We start from the raw sequence: 14,605 nt of genomic DNA, 5'->3' as shown, positions 1-14,605 counted from the left end.
GGTCCGCGCGACCAGCCCCAAAGTAGCTGTGTGTGATAACAGTCTCGGTCTCATCTACAGCCGGTACCACGGCCCGGCTTGAGGTGAACCGGTACGGCGGAATAGGTCCCCCGCCCAGGACACTCGCGGTTGGCCGGCTTTGTGGAAACCTTCAATGTGTTGTCGCTGGGCGGCTGTCTAGAGTTCGTGACCATGGTTGTGGCGTGGGCAGCAGTACGTGGCATGGTCGGGCTGGTGCTCGGGGCGGTGATGGCCGTGGTCGAGCTGGCGTGGGTCGTCATCGCGATGCCGCTGCTGGCCATGCCGTCTACCCGGCCTTGGTCGTTCCGTGGCGCCGGGTGGCTGGCCGAGGCCGATCGGGTCCGCGTCAATCGCTGGCTGGGTGGCACCGTCGCCCCATGTCTGGCAGGGGGGCGTGCGCTGGCGTACGTGGCGATGCGCGGCATCGTCGGCGGGCTCGGTGGCGGGGTGCTGGTGCTTGTCGGGATCTGGGTGACGTTGAGCTGGCGGGCGCTCTCCGGTGGTACCGGGCAACGTGCCGAGATGAGCTGGTACGACCCGATCACCTGGACGGCGTTCGGACTCCTCGTCATCTTCCTGGCGGCGCAGGCCCTGATCGGCCTGGCGGCGCTGGAACGACGGCTGGCGGAATGGGGACTCGCGCCCAGCGACAAGGAGGTGCTGCGCAGCCGCGTCGAGCAACTGTCGCGGACGCGGGCAGAGGTGCTGGAGGCGGTCGACGACGAGCGGCGGCGGATCGAGCGGGACCTGCACGACGGCGTGCAGCAGCGACTGGTCGCGCTGGGCATGCTGCTCGGCCGCGCCCATCGCCTCGATGACTCCGGCGCTGCCGCCGCGCTGTTCCGGCAGGCGCGGGAGGAATCCCGCCGCGCACTGGAGGAGTTGCGGGAGGTGGCCTGGCGGATTTACCCGGTGGCCCTGGACGACGGCGGGCTGCCGGCGGTGCTGGAGTCGCTCGTCGAACGCTCCAGCGTACCGATCAACCTGGACTACGACGTTCCGATGCGGCTGGACCCGGCCCAGGAGACGGTCGCCTACTTCGTGATCTGCGAGGCGGTGACGAACGCGCTGAAACACAGCCGGGCTCAACGGGTCGAGGTCGAGGTCCGCCAAGCCGCCGGCATGTTGCGCGTACATGTCAGCGACGACGGCGTCGGCGGCGCCCGCCCCGACGGACGCGGCCTGTCCGGCCTGGCCCGCCGGGTAGCCGCCTACGACGGCCGCTTCGACCTCGACAGCCCCGCCGGAGGGCCGACGACGCTGCGGGTGGAGCTGCCATGCGGATAGTCCTGGCCGAAGACAGCACGCTGCTGCGCGAGGGCCTGACCCGGCTGCTGAGCGAGGACGGCCACCGGGTCGTGGCGGCCGTCGGCGACGGGGAAGGGCTGGTGGCCGCGTGTGACGAGCATCGGCCGGAGGTGGTCGTCGCCGATGTGCGCATGCCGCCGACCTTCACCAGCGAGGGCCTGCGGGCCACGCTCGCCGTTCGGCGCCGCCACCCTGGGATCGGCGTGCTGGTGTTGTCGCAGTACGTCGACACCCGCTACACCGCCCAGCTCGTCGACGGTGGCGTACGCGGGATCGGCTACCTGCTCAAGGACCGGGTGGTCGAGGTCGGCGACTTCCTGGAGGCGCTGCGGCGGGTGGCCGCCGGCGGTACGGCATTCGACCCGGAGGTGGTCCGGCGGCTGCTCAACCGCGCCCGCGACACCACATCCCTGGCCCGGCTGAGCGTGCGCGAGCACGAGGTGCTCGCCCTGATGGCACAGGGACATACCAACGAGTCGATCGCCGGACGGCTGCATGTGTCGCGCAGCGCGGTGGAGAAACACGCCAACTCCATCTTCGACAAGCTCGGCCTCGCCCATGCCGATGGCTACAACCGCCGGGTCCTGGCCATCGTGCGCTTCCTCAACGACTAACCCCCGGATCTGATCACTGGACGGCCGGCAGGGCCGCCCGGTCGCTCAGCCCTGCCCTCTTCCCTCCGACCCTCTGCACAGGAGTACGTGTGAACCTGACGACAAGGCACTTCATGGCCAGCGCGGCCGCCGTGGTGGTGCTCTGCCTCGGTTCGCCGGTCTCACCCGCCGCCGCGGCGGCGCAACCGGACCCGGCCGCGATCGCCGGGGTCGTGGAGGCCAACCTCGGCCCTACTCGCCTGCCCGGCGTCGCGGTGGCACTCGTCAAGAACGGGCGCGTCCTGCACACCGGCGGATACGGGCATGACGCGCGTGGCGAGCCGGTCACGAGCCGGACACCGATGCGGATCGCGTCACTGTCGAAGTCGTTCACCGCCCTGGCCGTGATGCAGTTGTCCGAGGTCGTCGACCTCAGGCTCGATGACCCCGTCGTGCGGCATCTGCCGGAATTCTCCCTGGCCGACCCCAGAGCCGAGCAGATCACCATTCGCCAGCTGCTCGACCACAGCTCCGGCATGTCGGATACCACCTACCCCGAGGCCGGTCTACCTCAGCCGGACTCGCTGCGCCAGGCCGTGGCGGACCTGCGCCGCGCCAAGCTGGCCGCCCCGCCAGGCCGGCGACACGAATACCACAACCCCAACTACTGGGTTGCCGCCCGGCTGGTGGAAGTGGTGAGCGGGCTGCCCTTCGCCGAGTACCTCACCCAGCGGGTGTTCACCCCGTTGCGGATGACCTCGACCGTGACCGTCGACAACTGGCAGGACCCGGTCCCCGGCCTCATCGACGGGCACAACCGCTTTGTCGGGATCACCTGGCCACGCACCGAGCCCGACCGGTTCGTCGCCGGCTCGGCCGGCATCGTCACCACCGCCGACGACCTCGCCAAGTGGCTGGCCCTGCACACCCGTGGCACGGCGAGCACCGTCCTGTCCAAGGAGGGGCTGCGCGAGCTGCACCGGCCCAGCGCACCCGACGGACACTACGCCCTCGGCTGGGACAACCCCGACCCCCACAACGGGCCCCGGCAGATCACGCACCCCGGATCGTCCTTCACCTCCACGGCCACCATGGTGCTCCTGCCCGGCAGCGGGTACGGCATCGCGCTGATGTCCAACAGCCGCATGCCGCTGGAGGCCGACGTCGAGGCCATCATGGAAGACCTCATCGCCTTGACCCAGGGCACGCCCGGCACGGGCGCCCCGCTCCCGCTCGCCTTCATCGCTGACCTGACCGCCCTCACCGCCGCGATCGCGATCGCAGCCGGCGGGGCCGTCAAAGCTCGCCGAGCGCGACGTTGGGCGCAGCGCCGCGCCACCGCTGCTCCCTGGAGGACGACGCTCCGGCTGGTCCCCTATCTGCTGCCGTTGCCGGTGCTTGCCTTCCTGCCGCGCATCCTGGAACTGATCGCCGGCGGCCGCGGCGTCACCTTTGTCCTGCTGTCTCACATCTGGCCGACCTTCCTCGCCACGGCCGGCCTGACCGCGGCAACCGGGATCATGATCATCACCGCCCGCATCCGCGCTCTCCTGCGAGAGCAGCGTCGCCAGTCGGCTTCGGCACCACTGCATTCACAGGCGCACACCTCTACGACCGGGACGTGAGCACCGGGACTGGCGCCGTGGCTTCACGACTTCCGGGGCTGTTTCACAGGCGGTGCCGTGTGGCTCATACCTCTGGAAGGGAGGGATCGGGTTTCCAGGGGTTTGGTGCGGTGATGGACCAGCGTTCATGGTCGCGCCAGGCCCCGTCGATGTAGAGGTAGGCGGGCGACAGCCCTTCGTAACGGAAGCCCAGGCGCTGGGCCAGGGCCAGGGATGCTTTGTTCGCCGGCTGAATGTTGGCCTCCAGCCGGTGGAGCCGCAGGTCGGTGAAGGCGTGCTGCAGGGTGACGGTGAGCCCGTCCGTCATGTAGCCCTGCCCTGCGCACGGGGTGAAGGCCGCATAGCCGAGGGACGCGCCCTGGTAGCGGCCCCGGATGATCGAGTTGATGTTGACCGTGCCGGCGGCTGCGCCGGTCTCCCGGACACGGATCAGAAAGCCCAGGTTGGTGCCGTCATCGAAGCGGCGCATCCAGACCTGGAACTCCTCCGCGGTCGCGGGCAGCTGCATCCATGGCAGGTGCAGCTTGGTGCTGGCCTGCACGAGCGAGCAGAACTCGTCCTGGTCGGAGAGGGCGAGTGGGTGCAGTTCGACCCGTGATGGCATTCCGGACATGGGCCAACGTTAGGGCCTGTTGTGAGCAGTGGATCGCCCGAGTGATCCATCCGGGATGTCTCGGTCGACTCGACCATCTCCCGCGCGCACCAGCATGCCGCCGGTGCGCGAAAAAGGGGGACACATCCAAGAGGCACTGTCCTGTGTATCAGGTGTCGGTCGGCGCCACGAAGATTTGCCTGGACGCCCCCGGCATGTGACTCCAATACATCATTCTTGCCGGATCCACGATGGTGATCGATGACGTGGACCGGGCGCTCTGCTTCCTCGGTTCAGGGCCGGGGAGCGCGAGGGGCCGGCAGGCCCCTCGCCCGGGGTGGGCTCCAGCAGGCCCAGCCGGTAACCGGGTCACGGGCGGGCGTGGCGAGCGAAGCGAGCGGGGGTTTCGGGGGGTCGAAGGGGGGCGTGAGCCCCCCTGGGAGACGCTGCCCGAAGCCCCCTCGCGCGAAGCGCGCCCCGTCGCGGAGGACCATGCTGTCCCTCTAGGGCGACCGGTGACCGCCTAGAACGCGGTGGAGGGGAATGCGGTGCCCTCCACCGTGACCTTCCGGCCCGAGCATGACACCTTGGGCGAGTCCGTGCCCGGCACGATCACCGTCAGCAGCGACTTGGCCGCCGGTGACACCACCACATTGGTCGGGTTCTTCGACAGGTACGTGGGCGAGACCCATCCCAGTTTCCCGCCGCGCTCCACCTTCTGCCCCCCGACCCGCTCGCACGAGGCCCCGAACTGCAGCAGCGTGACCTTGAACTTGCCGTCCCCGAGCACCACCTTGCCCCCGCCGCTGGAGAGCACCTTGAGCGACCGGTCGAAGCGCCACAGGCTCCTGATCTTCTTGCCGCCCGACGCCGTGTCCAGCACCGCCATCAGGTCATCGCCGTGGTTCACCAGCACCGACCTGGTACGGCTCACCCCGTACGCCTTGTCCGTCAGCTTGAACGACTGCCGGTCCTGGCCGTACTTCGTACCGACGAGCTTGGAGGAGGTGCGCGGACGGAAGCGGGCGCCGATCACCGTCGGCACGTTGTGCGCCTCGGGTGAGAGCGTCCAGTAGCGGTAGGAGCTCTTCTCGTACGAGTGGAAGCCGCCGTCCACCAGGATGTCGCGTCCCTGCGCGTAGTACGTGACGCCCAGGTGGTCCTCGTGGCCGTGGAACTTCAGCCCCGGACCGAACCGGATCGAGTAGTACGCCGAGTCCCGCTTGCCCCAGGCCGTGCGGCCGAAGACGTAACCGGCCCGGTACGCCTTGACCTCCTGCTTCGGCGTCCCCGTGTCCATCTTGGGCTCGGTTTCGGCGGTGCCGTCGCCGATGGGCACCATGTACCCGTTCGGCATGGTCGCGTGGGCGACGAAGTCCTTCAGCGCGTCGGCTCGCTTGGCGATCTCGCCGGGCACCTTCCTGCCGCACGCCTTCATGTTGGTCATCGCGACCTGCAGCCGGTCGTACACGTACACGGCGTAGCGGGGCGCCTGCTCCATGAGCGCGCCCTGCGAGTCGACGTCGAGCTTGACCGTGCCGGTCAGGCGGCGGGAGGCCAGGTTCGCCCAGTCCTTGCGGCCGTAGCGGCAGCCGATGCCCATGAGCGCGATGTCCTGGTCGATGCCGTGGTTGTGGCCCTTCTTGTAGAGCCGCGAGTCCGACAGGAGCTTGGCGTGCTCGGCCAGGCTGTCCTTGAGCCAGCTCTCCTTGACGTGCATGCTCAGGCACAGCAGCGGCTGCGTGCGCAGCGAGACCGGGTGGTCCTTCCACACGTACGGCTTCGTGCCGCGCGCGCCGTGCCTGTTGTTCGCGACCCAGTCCTTGGTGATCTCGGTGGCACGATCCAGGTAGCGCCGCTCTCCGCTGTTCTCGTACGCGACGACCAGCGTGCCCATCCAGCGCAGCGACTGGAACACGAACTCCCACGACCGGTTCTTGTACGGGCTCGCGCCCCAGTTGATCTTCTTGCCCAGCTTGTACGCGGGCAGCCCCACCAGCGAGATCTCGCCCTTCATGACGTCGTCGGCGGTCGGCGTGCCGGGCAGCCAGTCGCCCTGGCACTCCGAGGTGCGGGTCACCTTGTCGGCATGCGCGGGGCTCACTAACCCGCCGAGTGCCAGCATGAGAGCAAGAGGTATCGCAAGCTGGCGCACGCCAGTTCCTTTCGGGACAAAAAAGTGAAGGCGGAACATGCTGTCCGAATCGCGATCAACCGGTCAAGTTGCGTGTCGGATTCGTTAGACGCCCGATGCCCGAACGAGGTGGCGACATGCGGGTGTCCTGGATGGCGGAGACCGTACAAGTCGGGACATGCTTGTCCCGTGACATTCGACGACCTCGTGATCCCGGACACGCCCGCCTGCCGTGGCGCTCTTGAAGTGGCCGCCCGCTACCACACGCCCTCGCTGCTCAACCACTCGATCCGCGCCTACCTGTGGGCGGCCGCGTACGCGCGCGACCACGGCATCGCGTTCGACGCGGAGCTGCTGTACGTGTCGGCCATGCTGCACGACATCGGGCTGGTCGCCGAGTTCGACAGCCACAACCTGCCCTTCGAGGAGTCCGGCGGGGACGTGGCGTGGGTCTTCTGCGCCGGTGCAGGGTGGTCGCCCGAGCGGAGGGTACGCGCCCGCGAGGTGATCATCAGGCACATGTGGGACGAGGTGCCGGTCGAGGAGGACCCGGAGGGCCACCTGCTGGAGCTCTCGACCGGCATGGACATCTCGGGCCGCCGTACGGACGAGATCCCCGAGGGGATACGGCGGGAGGTCCTCGAGCGCTACCCGCGGCTGGAGATCGCCAAGGAGTTCAGTGCGTGCGTCTCCGAGCAGGGCGCGCGCAAGCCGTCGAGCCTCGCCGGTCAGTTCGTACGCAATGGCATCGTGGACCGCATCGCCCGCAACCCGCTGGACGCCTAGCCCTCGGCCGGCTTGGGACCGGTGCTCTCGGCGACCTCGAACGTCCACAGCTCGGATCCGGTCGCCGCGGGCCCCTGTCCGTGGCCGTGACCGTGGCCCTGCCCCTGGGCGGCCTGCGCCGCCTGGGCGTGCCCGCGCTGGAACGCCTCACCCTGCTGCCACTTCTGGAAGTCCTCCTCGCTGCGCCAACGCGTGTAGACGAGGTACCGTTCCGTGCCCTCCACCGGCCTGAGCAGCTCGAACCACTCGAACCCGTCGGCCGACTCCACCATCCCCGCGCGGTTGGAGAAGCGGCGCTCGAGCTCCTGGCGCATCTCGGCGGGCACGTTCAGCACGTTGATCTTCACGACGGACAACGGGGAACCCCTCTCTCGTCAGCGCACCACCCGGTGCGGGGCTGGTGACGGCTCCAGGCTAACGCGGGCCACCGCCGGCACATGATCCCGGTCCAGCGCGTCGCGCATGTGCGGCAGCGCCACCGTGGACAGGTGCCGGCTGAGCTCGCTGATGGGGGCGGACTCGTCGGCGACCACGCGTAGCCGCACTTCGGGACGGGTCGGCGAGCCCACCAGGTCGGCGGCGGCGCGGAACACGACCGGGCTGGACTCGACGTCGGCGGCGACCGCGTGCGCCATCCCGGGCGCCGACACCTCGGTGGTGCCGGTCGGCGACCTCTCCAGCCGTACCGCGCCGTGCGTGATCTCCCTGCGCCCCTGCACGAACAGCCACCGCAGCGCCAGCAGCGCCACCGCGACCGACACGAGCGCCACGAGCCACCAGATGCCCGGACTGTTACGCGTGAAGAACCCTCGTACGCCGTCGTCCACGATCGGCGTCCGCGCGGTTCCCCATACGCCCAGCCCGCGGGCCAGCGCGAGTCCGCCCAGGACGGCCAGCGCCAGCCCGACCAGTGCCAGTCCCCACCGGTTGCCCCGGCTGGTCTTCCTGTTCACTTGCGCTCCTTGACGTTCACGGCCACCCGGTACGGCTCCACGGGGTCCAGCCCGGCCAGCCTGGTGAGCACCGCGGTGCGTACCTCCTGGGCGAACCTCTCCTTGTCCCACCCGGATGTCGCCGGCGTGACGGCGACCGTGCGGCCGCGGATCGTGGCGCGGGCCGAGTGCACGCCCGGCACCTCCTCGGCCGCGTGCGCCAGGGCCCTGCTGACGGTCTTGGGGCGCAGGCCGATGATCACATCGGGGTCACCGCTCCGTACGGGCACCATGCTCGGCCGCCCCGGGATCAGGGCGGTGACCAGCAGCGCCAGTCCGAGCAGCGCCACGACCGCCGAGGCCAGCAGGAACAGCGGGTTCGACCACAGCGTGGCGGACGCCCAGCCGAGCATCCGGTCGTACGGCACCCAGCGCAGCGGACGGCCGACCAGCGCGGAGATCGTCTCGGCGGCCACGAGGAAGCTCAGGAGCGTCAGCAGGACGGCCACCACGATGGCCGGAACCCGCCGGTACGGCCGGAACGCCCGCACGACCGCCCGGTCGGCGGCCCTGTCGCGCGTCGTCGCCCTCCGCGTGCCCCTGCCCTCGGGAGGCCCGCTTTCTGCAGGCTCGGTCATGGCGACTCCCCACCGAGGTCGGTCATGGTCACGTCCAGGCGGGTGACGTGCAGGCCGGTTTGGGTGGCGACGCGGCCGATCACGTGCTCCCTGAGCCGCGCCGCCACGGCGCGCAGCGGCGACGGGTAGGCGACGCTCACGTTCAGCCAGACCACGGCCTGCTCGCCCCGTACCTCGGCGCCCGACGTACGCGTCCACGGCAGTCCCCCGAGATGCGCCTCCCGCACCTCCGGGACCTCCACGGCGGCGCAGCAAGCGATCTTGGCGACCACCCGGCCGGTGACCTCGGTGCGCCCGCGCAGCTCCGGCGGTGGTTGGGGCGCCGGGCGCTGCGCGGGCACAGTCACGGTGCCGGCGCCGGTGGCAGTGGTCATCTCCGCCTCGACAGGTCCAGCTGGCCGGTCTCGGCGATCCGGCCGACCAGGAAGCCGACCGCGCCGAGCACGAGCACGAGCAGGAACGCGAAGAGCCCACCGAACGCCGCGACGAGCCCGAGAATGATGCCGACGGCCATGCCGATCACCGGCATCCACTGGTTGTTCATGATCCCTCCACGACGTCGTCGATGCGCACGTTCACCCGGCGCTCTCCGGCCAGGTCCGTCACCGCCCGCCGCACTTCTTCAGCGGTCTCCGGGAGCGGGCGCTCCATCGTGGCGACGATGGCGATCTCGACCGCGCGGTCGTTCACGGAGACGCCCATGAGCCGGTCACCCGGCAGGTACGTGGCCACTGTCCCGAACGGGCCGCCGGAGAGCCCGGCCACGCCCTGGCACGAACGCGCCCGCTCGGCGATCGCCCGCGGCTCGTCCACGCCACCGCTCGTGGTGCCCGTCCCGGCGTCGGCCCCCGGGGCCGGGCCGGTTTCGGTCATTGGACCCGCGGCTCCGTCTCGGTGTCCGTCCTTTGCTGCCCGCCGCGGGTCATGCCGGTCTCCCGCTCGCGCGTCATTCCGGTCTCCCGCTCACGGTCCTGCTCGGGCAGATGGACGTCGTCGATCCTGATGTTGACCTCGGTCACCTCGAGCCCGCACATCCGCTCGATGCCGTTGATGACGTTCTTCCGCACGGCGCCCGCCAGATCGGGGATCGCCGTCCCGTACTCGGCCACCAGGTCGAGGTCGATGGCGGCCTGCCGCTCGCCCACCTCGACCGACACGCCCTGCGAGACGCTCTCCTCGACGCCGACCATGCCGCGCATGCTGCTCAGCGCGCGCGCCGTACCTCCGCCCATGGCGTAGACACCGGACACCTCGCGAGCGGCCAGTCCGGCGATCTTGGCCACGACACCGTCGGCGATGGTGGTGGTGCCCTTCTCGGTCACCAGCGCGCTCGCGGGGCCGCCCTCGTACGTCCTGGCCCTCGGTACGGTCGCGGCCTGACTGGCCTCGGCGCCCCGGTTAGACATTGTGTCCGACACGACCGTCACCCCCCTGTTTGTCCTCTCTAGTAGGGACTGATAACCACCATGGACACGGCTGATACCCAACAAAACGGACTTTGGGGGCATTTATCGACAATTCCTGACTCGTTCGCTTGGACGTGGCGCGAGGGCGGCGTGCGCTGGGCGGAGCCCCGCGGTGGCGGCGATAGCCTTGTCGGGTGCGTATAGCGAGGTTCTCCACAGGCGAAGGCGTGTCGTTCGGCGTGGTCGAGGGCGGTCCGGGCGAGGAGTTCGTCTCCACGGTCGCCGGCCACCCGTTCGGTCAGGTGCAGTTCACCGGCGAGCGGTTTCCGCTGTCCCAGGTGAAGCTGCTGGCCCCCATGCTGCCGAGCAAGGTGATCGCCATCGGCAGAAACTACGCCGAGCACGCGGCCGAGATGGGCAACGAGGTCCCCGAGGAGCCGCTCATCTTCATGAAGCCGTCGACGTCGGTGATCGGCCACGGTGAGAACATCGCGTACCCCACGACGCTGTCCGACCGCGTCGACTACGAGGGCGAGCTGGCCGTGGTGATCGGCAGGCTGTGCCGCGAGGTGCCGGTCGAGCGGGTCAAGGACGTCATCTTCGGCTACACCTGCGCCAACGACGTCACCGCCCGCGACCTGCAGAAGAAGGACGTGCAGTTCACCCGGGCCAAGGGGTTCGACACGTTCTGCCCGCTCGGGCCGTGGATCCAGACCGACCTCGACGCGAGCGACCTGGCCCTGACGACCACGGTCAACGGCGAGATCCGGCAGAGCGGGCGCACGAGCCAGCTCATCAACGACATTCCCGCGCTGGTGGCCTACGTCAGCGCGGTCATGACCCTGATCCCCGGCGACGTCATCCTGACCGGCACCCCGGCGGGTGTCGGCCCCCTCCAGGTCGGCGACGAGGTCAGCGTCGGCATCGAAGGCATCGGCACACTCACGAACAAGGTGGTCTCCCGTGACTGAAGTACGGGTGCGGTTCGCCCCGTCCCCAACCGGCATGTTTCATGTGGGCGGCGCCCGCACGGCGCTGTTCAACTGGGCGCTGGCCGAGCAGTCCGGCGGCCGCTTCGTGCTGCGCATCGAAGACACCGACGCGTCGCGAAACCGTCCGGAGTGGACGGAAGGCATCATCTCCGCGCTCGACTGGATCGGCATCCACGGTGGCAACCCGGCGTTCGAGGGGCCCTACTTCCAGTCGGCGTACGAGGCGCAGCACCGCGAGGCGGTGGCGAAGCTGCTGGCCGACGGCCGGGCCTACTACTGCGACTGCACGCGCGAGTTGCTGGTGGCCCGCACCGGCTCCGAGCACAGGGGCTATGACGGCTACTGCCGCGACCGCGGCCTGACCGAGGGCGCGGTCCGGTTCCGCACGCCCGACGAGGGTGTCACGGTCGTGGAAGACCTCGTCCGCGGCAACGTGGAGTTCCCCAACGAGGCGCAGGAGGACTTCGTCATCGCCCGCACCGACGGCTCGCCGCTCTACGTGCTGGCCAACGCGGTCGACGACATCACCCAGAACATCACCCACGTCGTCCGCGGCGAGGAGCACCTGGGCAACGCGGCCAAGCAGATGCTGCTGTGGCCCGCGCTGGGCGCCACACCGCCGGTCTGGGCGCACCTGCCGGTGATCGTCAACGAGCAGCGGAAGAAGCTGTCCAAGCGCCGCGACAAGGTGGCCCTGGAGGACTACCGCGCGGAGGGCTACCTCGCGGAGGCCATGGTCAACTACCTGATGCTGCTCGGCTGGGGCCCGGGCGAGGACCGCGAGATCATGCCGTGGTCGGAGATGGCGCCGCTGTTCAAGCTGGAGGACGTCAACTCCGCCAGCGCGTTCTTCGACGAGAAGAAGCTGCGCGCGTTCAACGGCGAGTACATCCGGGCGCTGCCGCTGGAGACGTTCGAGGAGCGCTGCGCGCCCTACCTCGACGGCTCCTGGGACCGTGAGCTGTTCAGCAAGGTCGCGGCGCTGGCCCAGACTCGCATCTCCGTGCTGTCGGAGATCCGGCAGAACGTCGACTTCCTCTTCCTCGGCGAGCCGGTCTTCGACCAGGCGTCCTGGGACAAGGCGATGAAGAACTCCCCGGTGGAGATCCTCACCGACTATCTGGCCCGGCTGGCGACGGTGAGCTGGGACCCCGAGTCGCTCAAGGAGGCGCTGGAGGCGGTCGGCACGGCCTACGGGCTCAAGCTCGGCAAGGCCCAGGCGCCGGTACGCGTGGCGATCACCGGCCGGACGGTGGGCCTGCCGCTGTTCGAGTCGATCGAGGTGCTCGGCCGCGAGCGCGCCGAGGAACGCCTGCGCGCCGCCCTGGCCCGCCTGCAGGGCTGACCCCGACGGCGCCCGCCCGACAACCTGGCGGCCCGATGCCCGGCGGCCGAGGGGCTGGCGGCCCGGTGGCCCGACGCCCAAGGGCCCGGCGGCCCGGCGGTGAGTCGCCCTGGCGTGCCCTTCTTCCGGCCGCTTTGGGCACGCTTCCCGCGCCCCTCTGTCCTTCTTCCAAAGGACCTCTACCGAAGTGCGGTGGATGGAGGGGCGCGGGCAAAGCGCGGAAGGCCCGGCTAAGGCGGTCTCAGTCGAGGCCGCGGCGGGCGAGCAGCGGCTGGATGCTGGGCTCGCGCCCGCGGAAGTTGCGGAAGGCGGTCAGCGGGTCGAGGCTGCCACCGCGGGAGAGCAGTTCGCGGCGGAAGTGGTCACCGTTGGCCCTGGTGAGTCCACCGTTCTCCTTGAACCACTCCACGCTCTCGGCGTCGAGCACCTCGCTCCAGATGTAGGAGTAGTAGCCGGCGCTGTAGCCGCCGGAGAAGATGTGCGCGAAGTAGTTGGTCCGGTAGCGCGGCCTGACCTGCGCGACGGCGATCTGGGCGGCTTCCAGGGCCGCCGACTCGAACGCCTCGGGGTCGGCCACCGTCTCGCCGGGCGCCAGCTTGTGCCAGGCCCAGTCGAGCAGCGTGGCGGCCAGGTATTCGACGGTCTTGAAGCCCTGGTTGAACTTCTCCGCCGCCTTCAGCTTCTCCACCAGCTCGGCCGGCATCGGCTCGCCGCTCTCGTGGTGCTTGGCGTAGTTGGCCAGCACCTCGGGCCAGGTCGCCCACATCTCGTTGACCTGCGACGGGTACTCGACGAAGTCGCGCGGCACGCTGGTGCCCGACACCCGCGGGAAGCGTACCTGCGAGAAGAGCCCGTGCAGCGCGTGGCCGAACTCGTGGAAGGCGGTGTTCACCTCGTCGTACGTCAGCAGCGTCGGCCCGGACACGGGCTTGGTGACGTTGAGGTTGTTCATCACCACGGGCGCCAGCCCGAACAGGAACGACTGGTCCACCAGGTTGTTCATCCACGCCCCGCCGCGCTTGGTCGCCCTCGCGTACGGGTCGAGCACGAACAGCCCCAGCCGGCTCCCGTCCTCGTTGAACACCTCGAACACCGTCACGTCGGGGTGGTATCCGCCGAGGTCGGGGCGCTCGGCGAAGGTGACTCCGTACAGCTTCTCGGCCGCGAAGAAGATGCCGTCACGGTAGACCCGGTTGAGCTCGAAGTACGGCCGCATGGCGTCCGCGTCGAAGTCGTAGCGGGCCTGGCGCACCTTCTCGGAGTAGTACGACCAGTCCCATGGCTCGATCTCGAACCCGGCCTGCGCCGTCAGCTCCTCGGCCTCCTTCCGCGCGTTGCGCACGGCGGGGCCGACGAGCTGGCCCAGCATCTCCTCGACCGCCTCGACGGTCTTGGCGGTCTGGTCGGCCACCACGTACGCGGCGTGGCTGGGGAAGCCCAGCAGCGCCGCCCGCTCGGCCCGCAGCGCCGCGATCCTGGCCGCCAGCTCGAAGTTGCCCGGCGCCCGCCCCACGCTCAGCTCATAGAGCCTGCGGCGCACGTCGCGGTCGGTGAGCTGGGCCAGGCCAGGCTGGTCGGTGAAGTTGAGCAGCGGCAGGACGTATTTGCCGTCCTTGAGCAGCGACTCGATCTTGGCCTGGTCGAAGCCGTCGAGCTCCTTGGGGTCCTCCACGACCAGCGCCGACTCCGTCGAAGCCTTCAGCAGGCTCTGCGCGAACTCCGTCGAGAGCTTCGACAACTCCTCGTTGAGGCCCCGCAGCCGGTCCTGCTCCGGCTCCGACAGGTCGGCACCGGCCCTGATGAAGTCGTCCCGGTACTTCTCCAGCAGCCAGGACTCCTCGGCGTCCTCCGTCGTCACCTGCTTGATCCGCGCCCACAGCGCCCGGTTGAGCCGGATGGCGTCCATGTGGCGGGTCAGCTGGGGAGAGATCTCCTTCTCGATCTCCATGATGCCGTCGCTGGTGTTGGAGGCGGCGATGCTGAAGAAGACCGTGGCCGTGCGGTCGAGGATCCGACCCGACCGCTCGAGCGCGGCGATCGTGTTGTCGAAGGTCGGCGGCTCAGAGTCGCCTGCGATCGCGTCGACCTCCGCCAGTTGCTCCGCCATGCCGCGCTCGAACGCGGGCAGGTAGTGCTCCTCGCGGATGTCCGCGAAGGGCGGCAGCTCGTACGGCAGGGTGCTGGGGGCGAAGAACGGGTTACCGGCCAACGGTGGGGCTCCTCCACGTGGTGT

General features: G+C 69.7%; 16 protein-coding genes. 6 read left to right on the top strand and 10 right to left on the bottom strand.

Annotation, left to right across the window (positions count from 1 at the left end):
* Positions 1-192: 192 nt before the first annotated feature.
* The 3 genes from ACIBVN_RS16765 (at position 193) to ACIBVN_RS16755 (ending at position 3,547) form a co-directional block, all read left to right on the top strand.
* Positions 193-1,308, top strand: a complete 1,116-nt coding sequence (locus ACIBVN_RS16765; RefSeq protein WP_397137136.1) for a sensor histidine kinase — start codon at positions 193-195, stop codon at positions 1,306-1,308.
* Entirely contained in the window at positions 1,299-1,943 is a 645-nt protein-coding gene (locus ACIBVN_RS16760) for a response regulator (protein ID WP_397137134.1), read from the top strand. Before ACIBVN_RS16765 ends, ACIBVN_RS16760 begins: the two co-directional genes overlap by 10 nt.
* An 89-nt stretch (positions 1,944-2,032) precedes the next feature.
* The gene (locus ACIBVN_RS16755; RefSeq protein WP_397137133.1) at positions 2,033-3,547 is read left to right on the top strand and encodes a serine hydrolase domain-containing protein; all 1,515 of its coding nucleotides are present in this window, start codon (positions 2,033-2,035) and stop codon (positions 3,545-3,547) included.
* Between the two features lie 64 nt (positions 3,548-3,611).
* Here the strand turns inward: ACIBVN_RS16755 and ACIBVN_RS16750 are convergent, their stop codons facing one another.
* Both ACIBVN_RS16750 and ACIBVN_RS16745 read right to left on the bottom strand, forming a co-directional pair.
* Complete coding sequence (locus ACIBVN_RS16750; protein WP_397137131.1) at positions 3,612-4,160, bottom strand: GNAT family N-acetyltransferase; 549 nt, start codon at positions 4,158-4,160, stop codon at positions 3,612-3,614.
* A 502-nt stretch (positions 4,161-4,662) separates the two neighbouring features.
* Positions 4,663-6,294, bottom strand: coding sequence for a heparinase II/III family protein (locus tag ACIBVN_RS16745; RefSeq protein WP_397137130.1), 1,632 nt, complete (start codon positions 6,292-6,294; stop codon positions 4,663-4,665).
* Between the two features lie 168 nt (positions 6,295-6,462).
* Here ACIBVN_RS16745 and ACIBVN_RS16740 point away from each other — a divergent pair, with 168 nt between their 5' ends.
* Positions 6,463-7,059, top strand: a complete 597-nt coding sequence (locus ACIBVN_RS16740; RefSeq protein WP_397137128.1) for an HD domain-containing protein — start codon at positions 6,463-6,465, stop codon at positions 7,057-7,059.
* Here the strand turns inward: ACIBVN_RS16740 and ACIBVN_RS16735 are convergent.
* Genes ACIBVN_RS16735 through ACIBVN_RS16705 form a run of 7 tightly spaced genes read right to left on the bottom strand, consistent with a single transcriptional unit; the run spans position 7,056 to position 10,035 of the window.
* A complete protein-coding gene (locus ACIBVN_RS16735) occupies positions 7,056-7,415 on the bottom strand; it encodes an antibiotic biosynthesis monooxygenase (RefSeq protein WP_349450869.1) in 360 nt (119 codons plus the stop codon). The two genes, ACIBVN_RS16740 and ACIBVN_RS16735, sit on opposite strands and share 4 nt — an antisense overlap.
* An 18-nt stretch (positions 7,416-7,433) precedes the next feature.
* Entirely contained in the window at positions 7,434-8,012 is a 579-nt protein-coding gene (locus tag ACIBVN_RS16730) for an alkaline shock response membrane anchor protein AmaP (protein WP_397137126.1), read from the bottom strand.
* A complete protein-coding gene (locus ACIBVN_RS16725; RefSeq protein ID WP_397137124.1) occupies positions 8,009-8,629 on the bottom strand; it encodes a DUF6286 domain-containing protein in 621 nt (206 codons plus the stop codon). Before ACIBVN_RS16725 ends, ACIBVN_RS16730 begins: the two co-directional genes overlap by 4 nt.
* Positions 8,626-9,003: an Asp23/Gls24 family envelope stress response protein gene (locus ACIBVN_RS16720; protein ID WP_397137122.1), complete on the bottom strand. Its 378-nt coding sequence runs from the start codon at positions 9,001-9,003 to the stop codon at positions 8,626-8,628. The genes ACIBVN_RS16725 and ACIBVN_RS16720 overlap by 4 nt, the downstream gene beginning before the upstream one ends.
* Positions 9,000-9,173, bottom strand: coding sequence for a DUF2273 domain-containing protein (locus ACIBVN_RS16715; RefSeq protein ID WP_397137121.1), 174 nt, complete (start codon positions 9,171-9,173; stop codon positions 9,000-9,002). Before ACIBVN_RS16715 ends, ACIBVN_RS16720 begins: the two co-directional genes overlap by 4 nt.
* Positions 9,170-9,502, bottom strand: coding sequence for a hypothetical protein (locus tag ACIBVN_RS16710; protein ID WP_397137119.1), 333 nt, complete (start codon positions 9,500-9,502; stop codon positions 9,170-9,172). The genes ACIBVN_RS16715 and ACIBVN_RS16710 overlap by 4 nt, the downstream gene beginning before the upstream one ends.
* Positions 9,499-10,035, bottom strand: coding sequence for an Asp23/Gls24 family envelope stress response protein (locus ACIBVN_RS16705; RefSeq protein ID WP_397137231.1), 537 nt, complete (start codon positions 10,033-10,035; stop codon positions 9,499-9,501). The genes ACIBVN_RS16710 and ACIBVN_RS16705 overlap by 4 nt, the downstream gene beginning before the upstream one ends.
* 194 nt (positions 10,036-10,229) lie before the next feature.
* On the opposite strand from ACIBVN_RS16705, the gene ACIBVN_RS16700 reads away from it, so the two are divergent.
* Together ACIBVN_RS16700 and gltX are read left to right on the top strand one after the other, a co-directional pair.
* Positions 10,230-11,006: a fumarylacetoacetate hydrolase family protein gene (locus ACIBVN_RS16700; protein WP_397137117.1), complete on the top strand. Its 777-nt coding sequence runs from the start codon at positions 10,230-10,232 to the stop codon at positions 11,004-11,006.
* Positions 10,999-12,372 carry a glutamate--tRNA ligase gene (gene gltX, locus ACIBVN_RS16695; protein ID WP_397137116.1) on the top strand — a complete coding sequence of 458 codons (1,374 nt, stop codon included), beginning with the start codon at positions 10,999-11,001 and terminating at the stop codon, positions 12,370-12,372. Before ACIBVN_RS16700 ends, gltX begins: the two co-directional genes overlap by 8 nt.
* Positions 12,373-12,613: 241 nt before the next feature.
* On the opposite strand, the gene ACIBVN_RS16690 is transcribed toward gltX, so the two are convergent.
* On the bottom strand, positions 12,614-14,581 hold the full coding sequence (locus tag ACIBVN_RS16690; RefSeq protein ID WP_397137114.1) for a M3 family metallopeptidase: 1,968 nt from the start codon (positions 14,579-14,581) through the stop codon (positions 12,614-12,616).
* Positions 14,582-14,605 lie beyond the last annotated feature (24 nt).

Origin of the sequence: Nonomuraea sp. NPDC049400, assembly GCF_044466425.1 — a bacterium.
GTDB lineage: Bacteria > Actinomycetota > Actinomycetes > Streptosporangiales > Streptosporangiaceae > Nonomuraea.
The sequence above is the reverse complement of the archived record's forward strand: the minus strand, read 5'-3'. Positions and strand labels throughout refer to the sequence as shown.

Excerpts from the sequence above, each read along its gene's own strand:
- ACIBVN_RS16765 (WP_397137136.1), top strand. The coding sequence starts at position 193 with ATGGTTGTGGCGTGGGCAGCAGTACGTGGCATGGTCGGGCTGGTGCTC.
- ACIBVN_RS16760 (WP_397137134.1), top strand. The coding sequence starts at position 1,299 with ATGCGGATAGTCCTGGCCGAAGACAGCACGCTGCTGCGCGAGGGCCTG.
- ACIBVN_RS16750 (WP_397137131.1), bottom strand. The coding sequence starts at position 4,160 with ATGTCCGGAATGCCATCACGGGTCGAACTGCACCCACTCGCCCTCTCC.
- ACIBVN_RS16725 (WP_397137124.1), bottom strand. The coding sequence starts at position 8,629 with ATGACCGAGCCTGCAGAAAGCGGGCCTCCCGAGGGCAGGGGCACGCGG.
- ACIBVN_RS16720 (WP_397137122.1), bottom strand. The coding sequence starts at position 9,003 with ATGACCACTGCCACCGGCGCCGGCACCGTGACTGTGCCCGCGCAGCGC.
- ACIBVN_RS16715 (WP_397137121.1), bottom strand. The coding sequence starts at position 9,173 with ATGAACAACCAGTGGATGCCGGTGATCGGCATGGCCGTCGGCATCATT.
- ACIBVN_RS16710 (WP_397137119.1), bottom strand. The coding sequence starts at position 9,502 with ATGACCGAAACCGGCCCGGCCCCGGGGGCCGACGCCGGGACGGGCACC.
- ACIBVN_RS16705 (WP_397137231.1), bottom strand. The coding sequence starts at position 10,035 with ATGTCTAACCGGGGCGCCGAGGCCAGTCAGGCCGCGACCGTACCGAGG.